Consider the following 16,056-nt stretch of genomic DNA (forward strand, 5'->3'; position numbering starts at 1 on the left):
GGCCGCCCGTGTCTTTGATCGAACCGCCTTCCGAACATTTGGCGTCCGAACCCTTGGCGTTCGCATCGTTCGCTGATCTCGAACGCGTCGCGCTCGCGTGTACGAGGTGCCCGCTGGCCGATACCCGCACCCAGGTGGTGTTCGGCGCCGGCGATCCGGAAGCCGACCTGATGTTCGTGGGCGAGGGCCCGGGGGAGCAGGAGGATCGCGATGGGATACCGTTCGTCGGCCGCGCCGGTCGCCTGCTCACGAGCCTGATCGAGGGCGTCGGGCTCGATCGTGACGTCGTCTACATCGCGAACGTCGTGAAGTGCCGGCCACCGGGCAACCGTGATCCGCTCACGCAGGAGATCGAGAGTTGCCGCCCGTACCTCGAGGCCCAGATCGATTTCATCGATCCTTCGGTGGTCGTGACGCTCGGCAACTTCGCGACCAAGCTCCTCCTCGACACCAAGGAAGGCATCACGAAGTTGCGCGGCCGCGAGTTCCCGTTCCGTGACCACGCGGTGCTGATGCCCACGCTCCATCCCGCGGCGGTGCTGCGGAACGGCGGTGCGGCGCTCGCGCAGGCGCGCGGGGATTTCGTGCGCGTGAAGCGAGCGTTGGCAGGGGCGTCGACAGGATGAACACGCTTGCGGCACAGACGCACTCGTCGGCCGAGACGTTCTCGTTGGCGGCACGCGTCGGCACGATCTTGCGCGCTGGTGATGTCGTCGCCCTGGTCGGTGACCTCGGCGTCGGCAAGACCGTGTTCGCGAAGGGGATCGCCCGCGCGCTCGGCATCGACGAAGAGGTCGTGAGCCCCACGTTTACGCTCGTGCGCGAGTACGAGGCGCCCGTGCCGCTCGTGCACGTCGACGTGTACCGCCTCGACCACCTCCAGGAGCTGCACGACGTAGGGTTCGACGAACTCGTCGGTGGCCCGTCGGTTACCGTCGTCGAATGGGGGGATCGCGTGGGCGCGCTGCTCCCGGCCGAGCGTCTCGAAGTTCTGCTGACGCAGGGCGACGACGACGAGGACCGCGTCGTCGTGTTCGAGCCTTCCGGTCGCTCGTGGGCGGTGCGCAGCGACGCCCTCGCCGCGCTCGTCGGTGACGATCACACGGGGAGCGAGTGACGTGCTGATGGGGATCGACACCGCCACGACGCGAGTGTCCGTCGCGATCGCCGACGGCGGCGAAGTCTTGGGCGTCGTGTCGCTCGCGGGCGGGCGGCGGCACGCCGAGCAGCTCGCACCCGCGATCCGGTACCTGTGCGACGAGCTCGACGTGTCGCTCGGACAGCTCGCGGCGATCGCGGTCGACCTCGGGCCCGGGCTGTTCACGGGACTGCGCGTGGGGGTGACCACCGCGAAGGTCATGGCGCAGGCGCTGCGCGTGCCGGTCGTCGGCATCCCGAGCCTCGACCTGGTGGCGTATCCGCTGCGGCACGCCAACCGCCTCGTTGTCGCCGTGCTCGACGCGCGACGGCGCGAGGTGTTCTCGGCGTCGTACCGGCCGGTGCCGGGTGGTCTGCAGCGGGTTTCCGACTACGAGGTCCGAGCGCCCGCTGAGCTCGTCGCCGAGCTCGAGTCCGGCACCGACGAGCTCCTGCTCGCCGGTGACGGGGTTGCTGCCTACCGCGACGAGTTCGCGTCACTCGACCGCGCCGAGCTTGTGGGAGGGAGCCATGCGTCACCGAGCGCGGCTGCGCTGGTCGAGCTCGCCACGGCACGCGTCGAACGCGAGGACTTCCAGTTGCCGCGCGACCTCCGGCCGCTCTACCTCCGCACGAGCGACGCCGAGATCCACTGGGAGCGCGAGCACGTTGGAGTGAGGAAGTAATGGCTGCGCAGCCGGAACAGGTGGAACCCGTCGTGCATGTCCAGGCGATGCGGCGCCGGCACGTGCGGTCGGTCCTGAAGATCGAACAGGAGGTGTACCCGCGGCCGTGGAGCGCGTCGCTGTTCCTCTCGGAGCTCGCGCTGCGGTCCACTCGCGCCTACTTCGTCGCGCGGATCGGTCGCGAGCTGGTGGGGTATGCGGGGCTGATGATGACCGTCGACGACGGTCACGTCACCACGATCGCCGTCGATCCAAAGTGGCACCGCAACAAGGTCGGTACCCGTTTGCTGCTGGTGCTCGCGCGTGAGGCGATCGCACGCGGCTCGACGAGCCTCACGCTCGAGGTGCGGATGACGAACCGCGGCGCGCAGGAGCTCTACCGGCGTTTTGGATTCGGACCGGTTGGCGTGCGCAAGAACTACTACCAGGAGGTCAACGAGGACGCGCTCGTGATGTGGGCGCACGAAGTCGATCGCCCCGAGTACTCCGAGTTACTCGACTCGATCGAGCGCGGACTTCCTGGTGACACGCTTCTGGAGGATCGGCGCGCCTGATGCGCATCCTGGGAATCGAGACATCGTGCGACGAAACGGCCGCGGCGGTAGTCGTTGACGGCCGCGCCGTGTGCTCGTCGGTCGTGTCGAGCCAGGTCGACCTCCACGCGCGCTTCGGTGGTGTCGTCCCCGAGATCGCGAGTCGCGCGCACGTCGAGCTCATCACGGAGGTGATCGAGGAGGCGCTCGTCGAGTCGGGGATGGAGCTGCGCGCGCTCGACGCGGTCGCCGCGTGCCACGGGCCGGGGCTCGCCGGCGCGTTGCTCGTCGGCGTGAGCGCGGCGAAGGCACTCGCGCTCACCGCTGATCTTCCCTACGTCGGTGTCAATCACCTCGAGGCGCACCTGTACGCGGCGTGGCTGGAGGAACCCACCCTGGAGCCGCCGCTCGTGGTGCTGATCGTGTCCGGCGGCCACACGATGATCGTGGTCATGGAGGATCACGGCCGCTACCGCGTCGCGGGCCAAACCGTCGACGACGCCGCGGGCGAGGCGTTCGACAAGGTCGCCCGGTTCCTCGGGCTCGGCTATCCCGGCGGACCCGCGATCGACCGGCTCGCCGCTACCGGCGATCCGGCCGCGATCCGCTTCCCGCGCGCGATGCCGGGCGAGCTCGACCTGTCGTTCGCGGGTCTCAAGACCGCGGTGGTCAACCACGTGCGCCGAATCGCCGACTCCGTGCCCGAACGGAGAGTCGGTGACCGCGTCGCCGACATCGCCGCGTCGTTCCAAGAAGCTGTGATCGACCAGCTCGTCGACAAGCTGTTCGCCGTCGCCGACGAGGCGGGCGTGGGCACGGTGGTGATCGGCGGTGGGGTGGCGGCGAACTCGCGTCTGCGCGCGCGCGTCGCCGAAATGGCGGCGGGCACCGGTCGCCGAGCATTCCTGCCACCACTCGAGCTCTGCACGGACAACGGGGCGATGATCGCGGCCACGGCGTGGTGGCGGCTCCTGGCCGACGGCCCCACCCCGCTCAACGCCGGCATCGACCCGAATCTTCGGCTCTGAGCCGAGCCCGCGTTTGCTCGATCCCGAGGGTGGCTGGTACCGTGACTTAGCACTCGCATAGCCCGAGTGCTAACGAGATCGCATCCCAACCCCGCCAGAACCAGCCGGCCAGAACCAGCCGGCCAGAAACAGTAGAAGGGTCACGCGCATGAACCTGCAACCGCTCGAGGACCGGATCGTCGTCCGCCCCGGTGAGGCTGAGGAGATGACCGTGAGCGGCCTCGTCATCCCCGATACCGCCAAGGAGAAGCCCCAGCAGGGCGAGGTCCTGGCCGTGGGCCCGGGCCGTCGCTCCGACCAGACCGGCGACCTCATCCCCGTCGACGTCGCCAAAGGTGACGTGGTCCTCTACTCGAAGTACGGCGGCACCGAGATCACCGTCGACGGCGAAGACCTCCTCGTGCTGTCGAGCCGCGACGTGCTCGCCAGGATCGCGCCCGGGAAGAAGAAGTAGCCAGGGGAGGCCGCCAGCGCATCCCGCGCCCGCCTGCGGCGCGCGCTGGGGGCCCGTCGCCCTGGGCCCAGGTTCCGTCAGGCCAGCGGGTCCTGTCGTTGCACGACGTCCGAGCCCGCTGCGCCGACCTTCCTCCTCCGCTGCCCGGGCCCGCGCTCGAACCGGATACGCGCGAGGCCGCCGTCCTGCTCCCGCTCTTCGAGCAGCAGGGCGAGACGCGTCTCGTCCTCACGCGGCGTCCCGACACCATGCCCAACCACCAGGGCGAGATCGCGTTCCCGGGCGGCAAGATCGACCCGCACCTCGACGCCACGCCGCGTGACGCCGCGCTGCGCGAGGCCGAGGAAGAGATCGGCCTTCCCCGCGACTCCGTCGACGTGATCGGCGAGCTCGACACGATGCACGCGGTCTCGGGCCCTTTCCTGATCGCTCCGTTCGTGGGGCTGATCGGTGTGCCGCCGACGCTCGTCCCCGATCCCCGCGAGGTCGAGCGCGTCTTCCACGTCTCGCTCTCGACCCTGCTGAGCGACGAGGTCCACAGTCAGGAGCGATGGGACCTTGTCGGTGCCGAGCGCACGATGCACTTCTTCGAGCTCGAGGACGAGACCATTTGGGGTGTCACTGCGCGCATCCTGGCCGGGTTCCTCGCGCACCTCGTGGGCACACCGATCTTCGAGTGATGCCGGCCGGTTCGGCGAGCGCTGGCAAGGGACTGCGGGCCTCGAGCGGTAAGCTCTTTTCTTTGCGGAGGTGATAGGTGGAAGTCGAGATCGGTATCGGCAAGTCCGGTCGGCGGGCCTATGGCCTCGACGACATCGCGATCGTCCCCAGCCGGCGAACGCGCGATCCCGGTGACGTCGACATTTCGTGGGAGCTCGACGCGTTCCGTTTCGAGTTGCCGGTCATCGCAGCCGCAATGGACGGCGTGGTGTCACCACGGGTCGCGATCGACGTCGGCGAGCTCGGTGGGCTCGCGTGCCTCAACCTCGAAGGCCTGTGGACGCGATACGAAGATCCGGAACCGCTCTTCGAGGAGATCGCCGAGCTGTCGGCCGAGAAGGCCACACGCCGCATGCAGGAGATCTATTCCGAGCCGATGAAGGCCGAGCTCATCGGTCAGCGAATCCGTGAGGTAAAGCTTGCAGGCGTCGTCGCGTGCGCGTCACTCACGCCGCAGCGCGTCGAGCGTTACGCCAAGCATGTGCTCGACGCCGAGCTCGACATCCTCGTGATCCAGGGCACGGTCGTTTCTGCGGAGCACGTGTCGAAGACTGCCGAGCCCTTGAACCTGAAGAAGTTCATCCGTGAGTTCGAGATCCCCGTCTTGGTGGGCGGCTGCGCGTCGTACTCCACCGCGCTGCACCTCATGCGCACGGGCGCGGTCGGTGTGCTCGTGGGTGTCGGCCCCGGTCACGCGTGCACCACGCGCGGCGTGCTCGGCATCGGCGTGCCGCAGGCCACCGCGATCGCCGATGCCGCGGGTGCGCGGATCCGCCATCTCGACGAGACCGGTGTGTACGTGCATGTCATCGCCGACGGCGGCATGCGCACCGGCGGCGACATCGCCAAGGCCATCGCGTGCGGAGCCGACTCCGTGATGATCGGCTCGCCGTTGGCGGCTGCCTACGAAGCCCCGGGCCGCGGTTACCACTGGGGCATGGCCACGTTCCATGCCGACCTGCCTCGTGGCGCGCGCGTGAACGCGGGCCGCCGCGCGACGCTCGCGGAGATCCTCACCGGCCCCGCGCACGACAACGACGGCACGCTGAATCTCTTCGGCGCACTCCGCACGTCGATGGCCACCACGGGCTACGAGACGCTCAAGGAGTTCCAGAAGGCCGAAGTGATGGTTGCGCCCTCGCTCCAGACCGAAGGTAAGGCGCTCCAGCGCGCGCAGGGCGTCGGCATGGGCCGGTGACCCATGGTGTCGGGAGCGAGCGTGAGCGGATCGGGTATCCCGATCCGTAGCGAGTAACCCATCATGTTGGCTGCTGATTCGTTCGACACTGTTCTCGTCGTCGACTTCGGGGCACAGTACGCGCAGCTGATCGCGAGGCGCGTGCGCGAAGCACACGTGTACTCCGAGATCGTGCCGCGATCGATGCCGCTCGCCGAGATGCTGGCGCGCCGGCCGAAGGGAATCATCCTCTCGGGTGGCCCTGCGTCGGTGCACGTCCCGGACGCACCCATGATCGACCCCGCGGTCTACGACGCCGGCGTGCCGGTGCTCGGCATCTGTTACGGCGCGCAACTCGTCGCGCAGCAACTCGGCGGCACCGTGCAACGCACCGGCAGCGGCGAGTACGGGCGCACCCAGCTCACTCGAACCGATCGCAGCGCGGTCCTGTTCGAGGGCCTGCCGGTGGAGCAGGTCGTGTGGATGAGCCACGGCGATGCCATCGTGAGCGCACCCGAGGGGTTCGTGGTCACCGCGTCCACGCCCGGCGCGCCGGTCGCCGCCCTCGAACATCGCGAGCGTGGCGTGTACGGCGTGCAGTTCCACCCCGAGGTCGCGCACACCGAACGCGGCCAGGAAGTTCTCAAGCGCTTCCTGTTCGACGTGTGTGGCTGCCGGCCCACGTGGACGAACATCTCGATCATCGAGCAGGCCGTCAGCGAAGTGCGCGAGCAGGTCGGGTCCGAGCGCGTCATCTGCGGGCTCTCCGGTGGCGTCGACTCGGCGATAGCCGCCGCGCTGGTGCACAAGGCCATCGGCGACCAGCTCACCTGCGTGTTCGTCGACACCGGTTTGCTCCGGCTCGACGAAGCGGAGCAGGTGGAAGAGACGTTCCGGCGGCAGTTCGCGGTGGATCTCGTGCACGTGAAGGCGGGCGACCGATTCCTGGGCGCGCTCCACGACGTGGTCGAACCCGAGCAGAAGCGCAAGATCATCGGCGAGACCTTCATCCGGGTGTTCGAAGAAGCCGCGCGCGATCTCGCAGCGGACGGCGCCGACGCGCGGTTCTTGGTGCAGGGCACGCTCTACCCCGACATCGTCGAATCGGGCGGCGACGACAACGCCACCATCAAGTCGCACCACAACGTTGGCGGGCTCCCGGAAGACATGAACTTCGAGCTCGTCGAACCGCTGCGCCACCTGTTCAAAGACGAGGTGCGCGCGATCGGCGAGGAACTCGGCCTGCCCGAGGAGATCGTGTGGCGCCAGCCGTTCCCCGGGCCGGGGCTCGCCGTGCGGATCATCGGCACCATCACGCCGGAGCGGCTCGAGATCCTGCGCAACGCCGATGCGATCGTGATCGAGGAGATCCGGCGCGCCGGCCTCTACCGCGAGATCTGGCAGAGCTTCGCGGTGCTGCCCGCGGTGCGCACCGTCGGCGTGATGGGCGACGATCGCACCTACGAGTACCCGATCATCATCCGCGCGGTCACGTCCGAGGATGCCATGACCGCCGACTGGGCCCGGCTTCCCGCCGACGTGCTCGAGCGGATGGCGTCTCGCATCATCAACGAGGTGCCCGGCGTGAACCGGGTCGCCTACGACATCACCAGCAAGCCACCGGGCACCATTGAATGGGAGTGAACACATGAGCCTCAACGAGCTGAACGCAACGGCGCGTGCGCTCGTCGCACCCGGTAAGGGCATCCTCGCTGCCGACGAGAGCGGCGGCACCATCAAGAAGCGCTTCGACTCGATCGGCGTGGAGTCCACCGAGACGAACCGACGCGACTACCGCGAGATGCTGTTCACCACGCAAGGCGCAGGCGACTACATCAGCGGTGTGATCCTCTACGACGAGACGATCCGGCAGTCCGCCGGCGACGGCACCCCGCTCGTGAAGCTGCTGCAGGACCAGGGCATCATCCCCGGCATCAAGGTCGACGCCGGCGCGAAGCCGCTCGCGTTCTCCGAGGGCGAGACCGTCACCGAGGGCCTCGACGGGTTGCGCGAGCGCCTCGCCGAGTACCGGGAGCTCGGTGCCCGCTTCGCCAAGTGGCGCGCGACGTATTCGGTGAGCAACGGTGACGGCCACCCGAGCGACTACTGCGTGGACGTGAACGCGCACGCGCTCGCGCGCTACGCCGCGCTCTGTCAGGAGGCGAGCATCGTGCCGATCGTGGAGCCCGAGGTCTACATGGAGGGCGATCACACGATCCACGAGTCGTTCCTCGCAACCGAGCGCGCCCAGGCCGCGATGTTCCACGCGTTGTTGCACCAGAACGTGGAGTTCGAGGGGATCCTCCTCAAGCCGAACATGGTGCTTCCGGGGTACGACTGCACGAAGCAGGTGTCCGACGAGGAGATCGCCGAAGCCACGATCCGCTGCTTCCACGTCACCGTGCCGGCTGCGGTTCCCGGCGTCGTTTTCCTCTCGGGTGGGCAGTCCGACGAGCAGGCCACCGCACGCCTGAACGCGATGAACAAGCTCGGTCCGCACCCGTGGCAGCTCAGCTTCTCCTATGGGCGCGCGCTGCAGGCCCCGGCGTTGAAGGCATGGAAGGGCGCCGCCGCGAACGTCGACGCCGGTCGCGCCGCGCTCCTTCACCGCGCCCGGATGAACAGCCTGGCGCGGTCGGGCAGCTACTCGCCCGACATGGAGAAATCGGCCGCGTAGCCCGATGCGCGCGCTCGTGCAGCGCGTCACCGAAGCGCGCGTCCGGATCGATGGGGCCGTCGTCGGCGAGATCGGCATCGGGCTGTGCGTGCTCGTCGGTGTCACGCACGGCGACGACGAGGCAGTCGCGCGCAAGCTCGCCGACAAGGTGTGGAACCTCCGCGTGTTTCCCGACGACGCGGGCACCATGAACGTCCCGGTCGCGGATGCGGGCGGCCAGGTGCTCGTCGTGAGTCAGTTCACGCTCTACGGGAACACCGAACGGGGCCGCCGACCGTCGTGGATCGAGGCCGCCCGACCGGAGCAGGCCGAACCGCTCGTGCGCGCGTTCGCCGACGCGCTGCGTGATCTGGGCGCGACCGTAGCGACCGGTGAGTTCGGTGCCGACATGCAAGTGGAGCTGGTCAACGACGGCCCGGTGACCCTGCTGCTCGAAGTCAACCGCTGAGTGCTTCGTCGACCAGCGCGCGGGCGAGGTCGGCTGCTTCCGGTTCGGTCATCAGAGCACCCTGTTCACGATCGCGGGCAACGGCTTCGGGATCGACATGCGCGTCGATGGCCTCGACGGCGCGGGCACGAGTCACGACGAGAGGCCCCCACTGGACGAGCCCCGGGGTGAGCACGTCGACTGCACCGTGGAGGATTGCCGCGCCGTCAGGAGACTCGGGCGCAACGGATGCGGCCACGTTTTCGAGGACGCCACCGAGTATGAGTGTGCTCGAAGGAGTCCGGTCGAGGATGCGAGCGGCAGCGCGAAGGGTGACGGCGCGCTCGGCGAGGCGCGCGCCGACCATTGCGATGGTGCTCAGAGCCGCTTCTTCCGCAAACGCCGGCCCGAGCGCGTCGTGCCATTGCATCGCCTCGACAAGATTTGCACGAGCAGTCTCGGCGTCGGAGTCGACGAGCGTCTGGGCGAGGAACGCCAGGTTCGACGCGATCGAGGCCGGCGCTCCCGTACGTCGGCTGAGCGCGAGTGCCTCGCGCGCATTGGCAATGCCCGTGCCCGTGCCGGGGTCTCCCGCGGACGCTCGGAACATGACGAGCGACCCGGCCATTCCCGCTTGTTCGTAGTCGTAGCCGTTGCGGCGAGCCCACGCAACGATGTGTTCCGTACACTCGACCGCTCGCGCGAGGTCGCCCGCCCCCAGCGCGATCCATTCCTCCGCGGCCCATACGTCGTAGAGATCGTCGTCATCGGGGCCGTCTGCTGCCGCCCGAGCCTCGTCGCAGAGCTGCTCGGCTCGGCCGCGGTCACCTCGAAACGCGGCCAGGAGTGCGGCGTGCGCGAGCACGAGAGTGAGGCGATCGAGGTCCGTCGCTCGCACGAGCTCGAGCACCGCATCGGCGGAGTCCAACATCGCCCGCCCGACCGTGAACGTGCCAAGCGGGCTCCGCGTTCCGGTTGCCAAGAGCTCGACGGCCGTCGGCGTGTCCTCGCGGGCGATGGCCCAGCTCACCGCGGTGCGGAGATTCTCGGCATCGCGGTCGACGCGCGCGAACCACTCGGCCTGCTCGGGCCCTTGAGAGCCTGCGAGCGCGACCGAAAGCCACTCGGCGAAATGTCGGGAGTGCCGGTCTCGTGTCGCGTCACGATCTTGTGGTTCGAGGCACTCTTCGGCGTACTGGCGGATCGTCTCCAGCAGCCGGTAGTACGTGTCCCCCGCGCTGTCGGTGTCGGCGACGACGAGCGAACGCATGACGAGCCCGGACACCAGGTCGAGAACGTCATCGGGCCCGATCGCCTCACCTGCGCAGGTCGCCTCCGCGGCTTCGAGTGTGCAGCCGCCCGCGAACACCGAGAGGCGCGCCAGCATCAGCTGCTCCTCCGACGCGAGCAGGTCGTAGGACCAGTCGATCGCGGCGCGGAGGGTCGCGTGGCGTTCGATGGCACCGCGTTCGCCCCCCGCGAGGATCCGGAACCGTTGGTCGAGGCGCTGGGCGAGCTGGGCCGGGCTCAGCGCCGCGACGCGTGCCGCGGCGAGCTCGATCGCGAGCGGGATGCCGTCGAGCCGGCGGCACACCTCGGCGATGGCAGGCGCGTTCGCGTCGGTGACCTCGAAGTCTGCCTTCACTGCGACCGCGCGCTCGACGAAGAGCTGTTCCGATTCGCTCTCGGCCAACGAACGCACCGCGACGAGGCGTTCGCCGCTGATGCCGAGACCCTCTCGGCTCGTTGCCAACACGACGAGCTGCAGGCAGGCATGTTCGAGCGTGCGGACGAGCTCGGCTGCGGGGGCGAGGAGGTGCTCGCAGTTGTCGAGCACGACGAGGAGTTGCTTCGGGCGGACGAACTCGATGAGGGTGTCGAGCACGGGGATTCCCGGCCGAGTCGGCGCGCCGAGCGCCGCCGCGACAGCATCCGCGACGACGCCCGGGTCGCGGACGCTCGCTAACTCGACCAGCCTCGCGCCCTCGCGGAACCGCGCCTGCAGTTCGCTCGCGACCTGCAACGCGAGGCGCGTCTTGCCGACTCCACCGACACCGGTGAGGGTCACCACGCGCGCCGCATCGAGGAGTCCGACGATCTCGCGCACGTCCCGTTCGCGTCCGACGAAGGAGCTGACTTGCGCGGGCAGGTTTTCCGGGAACGCGTCGAGGGTCAGGAGTGCCGGAAACTCGCTCGGAAGACCCACCGCCACGAGCTGAAAGATCGCGATCGGCGTTGCGACGTCGCGCAACCGGTGTTCGCCCAGCGGAACGAGATCGACTCCGTCGGCGAGGTCGTTGCCCACGACGGCCGCGGTGGCGTCGGAAACGACGATCTGGCCGCCGTGACCGACGCCCATCAAACGGGCTGCACGGTTGGTGGACGATCCGTAGTAGTCGCCGGCACGTTGTTGAGCTTCGCCCGTGTGCACGCCCATCCGGACCCGCAACCTGGTGAGCTCGGGCCACGGTTCCTGCTCGATCGTGACCTGGGCGGCGAGCGCGGCCCCGATCGCGTCGTGCGCACTCGCGAACACCGCGTGGAAGCCGTCACCGGTGGTCTTGACCACATGCCCGTTCTGCGACTCGATCGCCGACCGAACGATCTCGTCGTGGCGCGTGAGCGCGCCGTGCATCGCATCGGGATTGTCTTCCCACAGACGCGTCGATCCCTCGAGGTCGGTGAACAGGAACGTCACCGTCCCGCTCGGCAGTTCGGTCAAGATTCCCTCCCGAATGCTGTGGCGCTCCAGTCAACCAGGGTCCGCGGTGAGGCGAAAGAGGAACCGGCGCTCAGAACGCTGACTGCAGTGTTTCGAACATCGGAAAGTGGCGGACGTTCAGTGTCATCAGCTCCGCACCCAATTCCTCCGCGGTCGCGGCGATCACGTAGTCGACGATGTCGATACCCGCGTGCGAGCTTCGGTACTGGCGGAGCATTGACCCGGCGCGCACGGCGATCGCGTCGCTCACCGGCTCGAGGCGCAGGGCGGAGAAGAGGCGAGATACGTCGGCTCGTTCGCCGCTGCGCATCCCGCCCTCGATCTCGACTCGCGAGAGCACGCTCGCGGCTGCCGTGCAGCTCCCCACGGACTCCCGAAGCAGGTTGGTGGCGCCGGGCACGCCGCGCAGGTGCGCGATGAGCACCGTCGAGTCGAAGAGAAGGGTCACAATCCGAGCTCGGTCAGGCGCTCGGCGGCCGTTGCGCCACGCACGTCCTCCAACCACTCCGGCCAGTCGGGTGCGTCGTGCAAGAGACCCGCGGTGGCGTCGATCGCGGCGATCCGATCGGCTGCGCCGTCGTCGAAGCCCAACGCGCGATCGAGGATCCTACGCACAACCTCTGCTTGGGAGACACCACCGTCCTTCGCGAGGCGGGCGATCTGTCGGCGCTGTTCCTTGCTGAGATAGATCTGTGTACGCTCCATACATCAGCAGCATACAGCAAACCGGGGCCCCGAACACGCGTACGGTCGCCGTACGATGAGTCGGTGACCGAGACCGACGTGCTGCTTGCAGGGTTGAACCCGGTGCAGCGCGAGGCGGCGTCGGCGCCCGACGGGCCGATCCTCGTGATCGCGGGTGCGGGCAGCGGCAAGACGCGGGTGCTCACCCACCGGGTCGCCTTCCTCGTCGCCGAGAAGCGCGTCTCGCCGTTCGGCCTGCTCGCGATCACGTTCACCAACAAGGCCGCGGGCGAGATGAAGGAGCGGGTCGCCGACCTCGTCGGCCCCGTGGCGCACCGGATGTGGGTGTCCACCTTCCACTCCGCGTGCGCGCGCATCCTCCGGCGTGAGGCGCCGGTACTCGGCTACCGGTCGTCGTTCTCGATCTACGACCAGTCCGACGCCGTCCGCCTCACCGACTATGTGCGGCGCGATCTCAACCTGGATCCCAAGCGCTTCCCCGCCCGACGGTTGCACGGGGCGATCTCGGCGCTGAAGAACGAGCTCGTCACACCCGAGCAGGCCGGCGACCGTGCGTTCACCCCGCCCGAGTACCGGGTGGCCGAGGTGTACCGCGAGTACCAGCGCCGGCTGCTCGAGGCGTCGGCCGTCGACTTCGACGATTTGCTCGTGCTCAGCGTGCGGCTGTTCCGCGAGCATCCCGACGTGCTCGCGCGCTGGCGCGCACGGTTCAGCCAGGTGCTCGTCGACGAGTTCCAGGACACGAACGTCGCGCAGTGGGAGCTCGTGCGCATGCTCACCGAAGAGCACCGCAACGTGCTGGTCGTAGGAGATACGGATCAGTGTCTTGTCGAGGGCACCGCGATCACCATGGGAGATGGTTCACGCCGTCGCATCGAGCAAGTGCGCGCGGGCGATGAGGTGCTTTCCTGCTACGGGAGCGGCGACTTCCGACCGGCGCGCGTCATGCGCGTGCACCGATCGACCGCTCCGAGCGGCATCGCGATCACCACACAGAGCGGCCGGCGCATCGTGTCAACGGCGGACCACGTCCATTTCGCCGGTAAAAGAGCGCGATCTGACACGGAAACCGTGCCAAACCGCGTGCGATTGGAGGACGCGAGCAGCTGGCCGGTCGCCTCGTCGGTTCGGAGCGGAATGATCATGCACGACGAGCACGGTAGGCCGGATCCGGTCACGTGGGTCGAACGGGTGCAGCTCGACCGGCTGGTCTACGACCTCGACGTCGAGGGCACGCACAACTTCGTGGCCGACGGTCTCGTCACGCACAACTCGATCTACAAGTTCCGCGGGGCCGACTTCCGCAATCTCATGCGGTTCGAAGAAGTGTTCCCCGACGCGACCGTGATCGTGCTCGAGCAGAACTACCGGTCCACCCAGCGGATCCTCGACGCCGCGAACGCGGTCATCGCCAACAACGCGGCGCGGCGGCCGAAGCAGTTGTGGACCGAGCAGATCGGCGGCGAGCTCATCACCCGCTACCACGCGGAGGACGAGCACGACGAGGCCGGCTTCGTGGTGCGCGAGACGATGCGCCTGGTGGAGACCGACGGCGAGCGGTTCAACGACGTCGCGGTCTTCTATCGCACGAACGCGCAGAGCCGCGTCATCGAGGAGCAGCTCGTGCGCGCAGGCGTTCCGTACCGCGTGGTCGGCGGCGTGAAGTTCTACGACCGCCGCGAGGTGAAGGACCTCCTCGCGTACCTCCGCGCCCTCGTGAACCCCGACGACGAAGTGAGCTGGCGGCGAATGGTGAACACGCCCAAGCGTGGGGTCGGCGAGACGTCAGTGAACCGTGTGTCCGCCTACGCCCAGGGCGCCGGGCTCACATTCCGCGAAGCGCTGCACGAAGCCGCCACCGCCGGCGTCACCGGCAAGGCGCTCGGCGGCATCGGGGAGCTGCTCGAGCTCATGGACACGTTCGAGTACGCGGCGGAATCGGGCGTGGCGGCCACGGTGGAAGCGGTGCTCGAGGAAACCGGCTATGTCGCGGAGCTGGAAGCCGAGCACACCATCGAAGCGCAGGGACGGATCGAGAACCTCCAGGAGCTCGTGGGCGTCTGCCGCGAGTTCGACGAGGCGATCGAAGCCGGCGACCTCACCGGGCTCCCGGGAATCGCGGGAGTGGGTACCGCCGACACGGATGCTGTACCGGTCCTGCCCACGGGACTCGTTCGCGTCCAGGCATTTCTCGAAGCGATCTCGCTCGTCACCGACCTCGACACCGCCGAGGGCGCGGGTGGCGAACAGAGCGCGGTCACACTGATGACCCTGCACTCGGCGAAGGGCCTCGAGTTCCCGGTGGTGTTCATCACCGGCCTCGAAGACGGCGTGTTCCCGCACGTCCGGAGCCTCGGTGACCCCGACGAGCTCGAGGAGGAGCGGCGTCTCTGTTACGTGGGCATCACGCGAGCACGCGAGCGGCTGTACCTGTGCCACGCGTGGTCACGGATGCTGTTCGGTTCCACCGACTACTACCCACCGAGCCGGTTTCTCTCCGAGATCCCCGAGGAGCTCGTGCACGCGCAGGAGAGCGCGAAGCCGATCGGGCGGGGACGCAGGCACCGCGAAGCGGTGGTCGAGGCTGCGCTCGCGGCGTCGGCGTCCGCGCCGTCGGGTGCGCGCGGTGCCGAGAGCCTCGGGATCCGAGTGGGCGACGACGTCGCGCACGAGAAGTTCGGCGAAGGTGTCGTGCTCGAGCTGATCGGTGACGGCGACAAGACCGAAGCGGTCGTCAACTTTCCCGAGGTGGGAGAGAAGCGACTGCTGCTCGCCTGGGCACCGCTCCAGAAGATCTAGTTGCTCACCGACGCCGCGGTATCGCGGTCAGCGGCGGCCGCCCGCCCGTACCGCGAGCACGCCGGCGATGAGCAACCCGAAGCCGAGGCCGGGTGTGAGGGGTAGCTCCATGTACGAGGTGACTCGCCCGAACGGAAACCCACCCATACCGGTGGCCGCGAGCACGAGGAAGCCGCACCCGCAGGCGACGACGCCTGCCGCCGCCAACGCCGACCACGCCGGACTCGCGGGACTCGCGGGGCTCGCGGGGGCGCCGGTGCCGGGTCGCTCCAACCACGGGACCGGACGGTGCTCGAAGAAGACCGCCACGCCGACCACGACCAGTGTGGTCGCGAGGATCGCGAACGTGTGCAGCGGCGTGGCGAGCCAGAAGCCGATGTCGTCGATGGAGCCGCGGGTGAACCCGACCTCGTGTTCGAGCACGGTGATCCCGACGAGCGCCGTGAGATGCCAGAGGTACACCGTCATTGCCGCCGCCCCGGCGGCGGCAATGGCCTGCCACAACCGTGGACGGGCGCACAGCCGATCCAGCCACGGCCACACGAGACCGACCAACGAGATCAGCACGACGGAGTGCAGGGCGAGCGCGAGTGTCGGCGGCGCCATATTGGAGATCGGCTCGCCCGGCATCCCGATCATCGAGATCGGGTAGGGCAACAGCGCGACGAGCGCGACGTTCAAGGAGAGCGCCGCGAGCGCGGTGCACGCGAACACACGGGCACCCCGACCGACGCGGTCGCGCACGACGAGACCGAGCGTCGCGGCCATGAACCACACGAGCAGGAAGTTCGCGACCGCGATACCACCGGTGACGTGGAAGCGGCCGATGTCGACCAGGGCGATCACGGCGACGAGCGCGGCCACCGCCGGGAGTCCGAACTCGGCGAGACGCACCTGCCACCGGCTCGTTGCGATCACGAACAGGTACACGCCGAGAAACCACAGCAGCTGGGTGGAGAGCTTTCCGAGAGGAGCGGGGGGGGGGGGGGGG

16 protein-coding genes are annotated in these 16,056 nt (G+C 68.6%); 12 read left to right on the forward strand and 4 right to left on the reverse strand.

The annotated features are described in order from the left end of the window. The first annotated feature begins 53 nt into the window (after positions 1–53). The 11 genes from WD271_13890 (at position 54) to dtd (ending at position 8,860) form a co-directional block, all read left to right on the forward strand. The gene (locus tag WD271_13890) at positions 54–626 is read left to right on the forward strand and encodes a uracil-DNA glycosylase (protein MEX1008920.1); all 573 of its coding nucleotides are present in this window, start codon (positions 54–56) and stop codon (positions 624–626) included. Then, the gene (gene tsaE, locus WD271_13895; protein MEX1008921.1) at positions 623–1,117 is read left to right on the forward strand and encodes a tRNA (adenosine(37)-N6)-threonylcarbamoyltransferase complex ATPase subunit type 1 TsaE; all 495 of its coding nucleotides are present in this window, start codon (positions 623–625) and stop codon (positions 1,115–1,117) included. Before WD271_13890 ends, tsaE begins: the two co-directional genes overlap by 4 nt. 7 nt (positions 1,118–1,124) lie before the next feature. After that, positions 1,125–1,823 (forward strand): tRNA (adenosine(37)-N6)-threonylcarbamoyltransferase complex dimerization subunit type 1 TsaB, encoded by a 699-nt coding sequence (gene tsaB / locus WD271_13900; protein ID MEX1008922.1) that lies wholly within the window; start codon positions 1,125–1,127, stop codon positions 1,821–1,823. After that, the gene (gene rimI / locus WD271_13905) at positions 1,823–2,377 is read left to right on the forward strand and encodes a ribosomal protein S18-alanine N-acetyltransferase (GenBank protein MEX1008923.1); all 555 of its coding nucleotides are present in this window, start codon (positions 1,823–1,825) and stop codon (positions 2,375–2,377) included. Before tsaB ends, rimI begins: the two co-directional genes overlap by 1 nt. After that, positions 2,377–3,384, forward strand: a complete 1,008-nt coding sequence (tsaD, locus tag WD271_13910; protein ID MEX1008924.1) for a tRNA (adenosine(37)-N6)-threonylcarbamoyltransferase complex transferase subunit TsaD — start codon at positions 2,377–2,379, stop codon at positions 3,382–3,384. The genes rimI and tsaD overlap by 1 nt, the downstream gene beginning before the upstream one ends. Before the next feature lie 148 nt (positions 3,385–3,532). Further along, positions 3,533–3,838, forward strand: a complete 306-nt coding sequence (gene groES / locus WD271_13915; GenBank protein MEX1008925.1) for a co-chaperone GroES — start codon at positions 3,533–3,535, stop codon at positions 3,836–3,838. Positions 3,839–3,936: 98 nt separating this feature from the next. Beyond that, positions 3,937–4,518, forward strand: a complete 582-nt coding sequence (locus WD271_13920; GenBank protein ID MEX1008926.1) for a CoA pyrophosphatase — start codon at positions 3,937–3,939, stop codon at positions 4,516–4,518. Positions 4,519–4,595: 77 nt separating this feature from the next. Continuing rightward, the gene (locus WD271_13925) at positions 4,596–5,756 is read left to right on the forward strand and encodes a GuaB3 family IMP dehydrogenase-related protein (GenBank protein MEX1008927.1); all 1,161 of its coding nucleotides are present in this window, start codon (positions 4,596–4,598) and stop codon (positions 5,754–5,756) included. 63 nt (positions 5,757–5,819) lie between these two features. Next, positions 5,820–7,379 carry a glutamine-hydrolyzing GMP synthase gene (gene guaA, locus WD271_13930; protein MEX1008928.1) on the forward strand — a complete coding sequence of 520 codons (1,560 nt, stop codon included), beginning with the start codon at positions 5,820–5,822 and terminating at the stop codon, positions 7,377–7,379. Between the two features lie 4 nt (positions 7,380–7,383). Further along, a complete protein-coding gene (locus tag WD271_13935) occupies positions 7,384–8,412 on the forward strand; it encodes a class I fructose-bisphosphate aldolase (protein ID MEX1008929.1) in 1,029 nt (342 codons plus the stop codon). Positions 8,413–8,416: 4 nt separating this feature from the next. Beyond that, positions 8,417–8,860, forward strand: coding sequence for a D-aminoacyl-tRNA deacylase (dtd, locus tag WD271_13940; protein ID MEX1008930.1), 444 nt, complete (start codon positions 8,417–8,419; stop codon positions 8,858–8,860). Here dtd and WD271_13945 read toward each other — a convergent pair. From WD271_13945 to WD271_13955, 3 genes are all read right to left on the reverse strand, one after another. After that, positions 8,850–11,561 (reverse strand): adenylate/guanylate cyclase domain-containing protein, encoded by a 2,712-nt coding sequence (locus tag WD271_13945; protein MEX1008931.1) that lies wholly within the window; start codon positions 11,559–11,561, stop codon positions 8,850–8,852. The two genes, dtd and WD271_13945, sit on opposite strands and share 11 nt — an antisense overlap. A gap of 70 nt (positions 11,562–11,631) precedes the next feature. After that, positions 11,632–12,009 (reverse strand): type II toxin-antitoxin system VapC family toxin, encoded by a 378-nt coding sequence (locus WD271_13950; GenBank protein MEX1008932.1) that lies wholly within the window; start codon positions 12,007–12,009, stop codon positions 11,632–11,634. Next, positions 12,006–12,266, reverse strand: coding sequence for a CopG family transcriptional regulator (locus WD271_13955; GenBank protein MEX1008933.1), 261 nt, complete (start codon positions 12,264–12,266; stop codon positions 12,006–12,008). The genes WD271_13950 and WD271_13955 overlap by 4 nt, the downstream gene beginning before the upstream one ends. 63 nt (positions 12,267–12,329) lie before the next feature. Here WD271_13955 and WD271_13960 point away from each other — a divergent pair, with 63 nt between their 5' ends. After that, the gene (locus tag WD271_13960; protein MEX1008934.1) at positions 12,330–15,065 is read left to right on the forward strand and encodes a UvrD-helicase domain-containing protein; all 2,736 of its coding nucleotides are present in this window, start codon (positions 12,330–12,332) and stop codon (positions 15,063–15,065) included. Positions 15,066–15,092: 27 nt separating this feature from the next. Here the strand turns inward: WD271_13960 and WD271_13965 are convergent. Further along, positions 15,093–16,056 (reverse strand): hypothetical protein (locus WD271_13965; protein ID MEX1008935.1); only part of this gene is annotated, 964 nt, incomplete at its 5' end.

The organism is Acidimicrobiia bacterium (assembly GCA_040880805.1).
Taxonomy (GTDB): domain Bacteria; phylum Actinomycetota; class Acidimicrobiia; order IMCC26256; family DASPTH01; genus DASPTH01.

Excerpts from the sequence above, each read along its gene's own strand:
- tsaB (MEX1008922.1), top strand. The coding sequence starts at position 1,125 with ATGGGGATCGACACCGCCACGACGCGAGTGTCCGTCGCGATCGCCGAC.
- tsaD (MEX1008924.1), top strand. The coding sequence starts at position 2,377 with ATGCGCATCCTGGGAATCGAGACATCGTGCGACGAAACGGCCGCGGCG.
- guaA (MEX1008928.1), top strand. The coding sequence starts at position 5,820 with ATGTTGGCTGCTGATTCGTTCGACACTGTTCTCGTCGTCGACTTCGGG.
- WD271_13935 (MEX1008929.1), top strand. The coding sequence starts at position 7,384 with ATGAGCCTCAACGAGCTGAACGCAACGGCGCGTGCGCTCGTCGCACCC.
- groES (MEX1008925.1), top strand. The coding sequence starts at position 3,533 with ATGAACCTGCAACCGCTCGAGGACCGGATCGTCGTCCGCCCCGGTGAG.
- tsaE (MEX1008921.1), top strand. The coding sequence starts at position 623 with ATGAACACGCTTGCGGCACAGACGCACTCGTCGGCCGAGACGTTCTCG.
- rimI (MEX1008923.1), top strand. The coding sequence starts at position 1,823 with ATGGCTGCGCAGCCGGAACAGGTGGAACCCGTCGTGCATGTCCAGGCG.
- WD271_13955 (MEX1008933.1), bottom strand. The coding sequence starts at position 12,266 with ATGGAGCGTACACAGATCTATCTCAGCAAGGAACAGCGCCGACAGATC.
- dtd (MEX1008930.1), top strand. The coding sequence starts at position 8,417 with ATGCGCGCGCTCGTGCAGCGCGTCACCGAAGCGCGCGTCCGGATCGAT.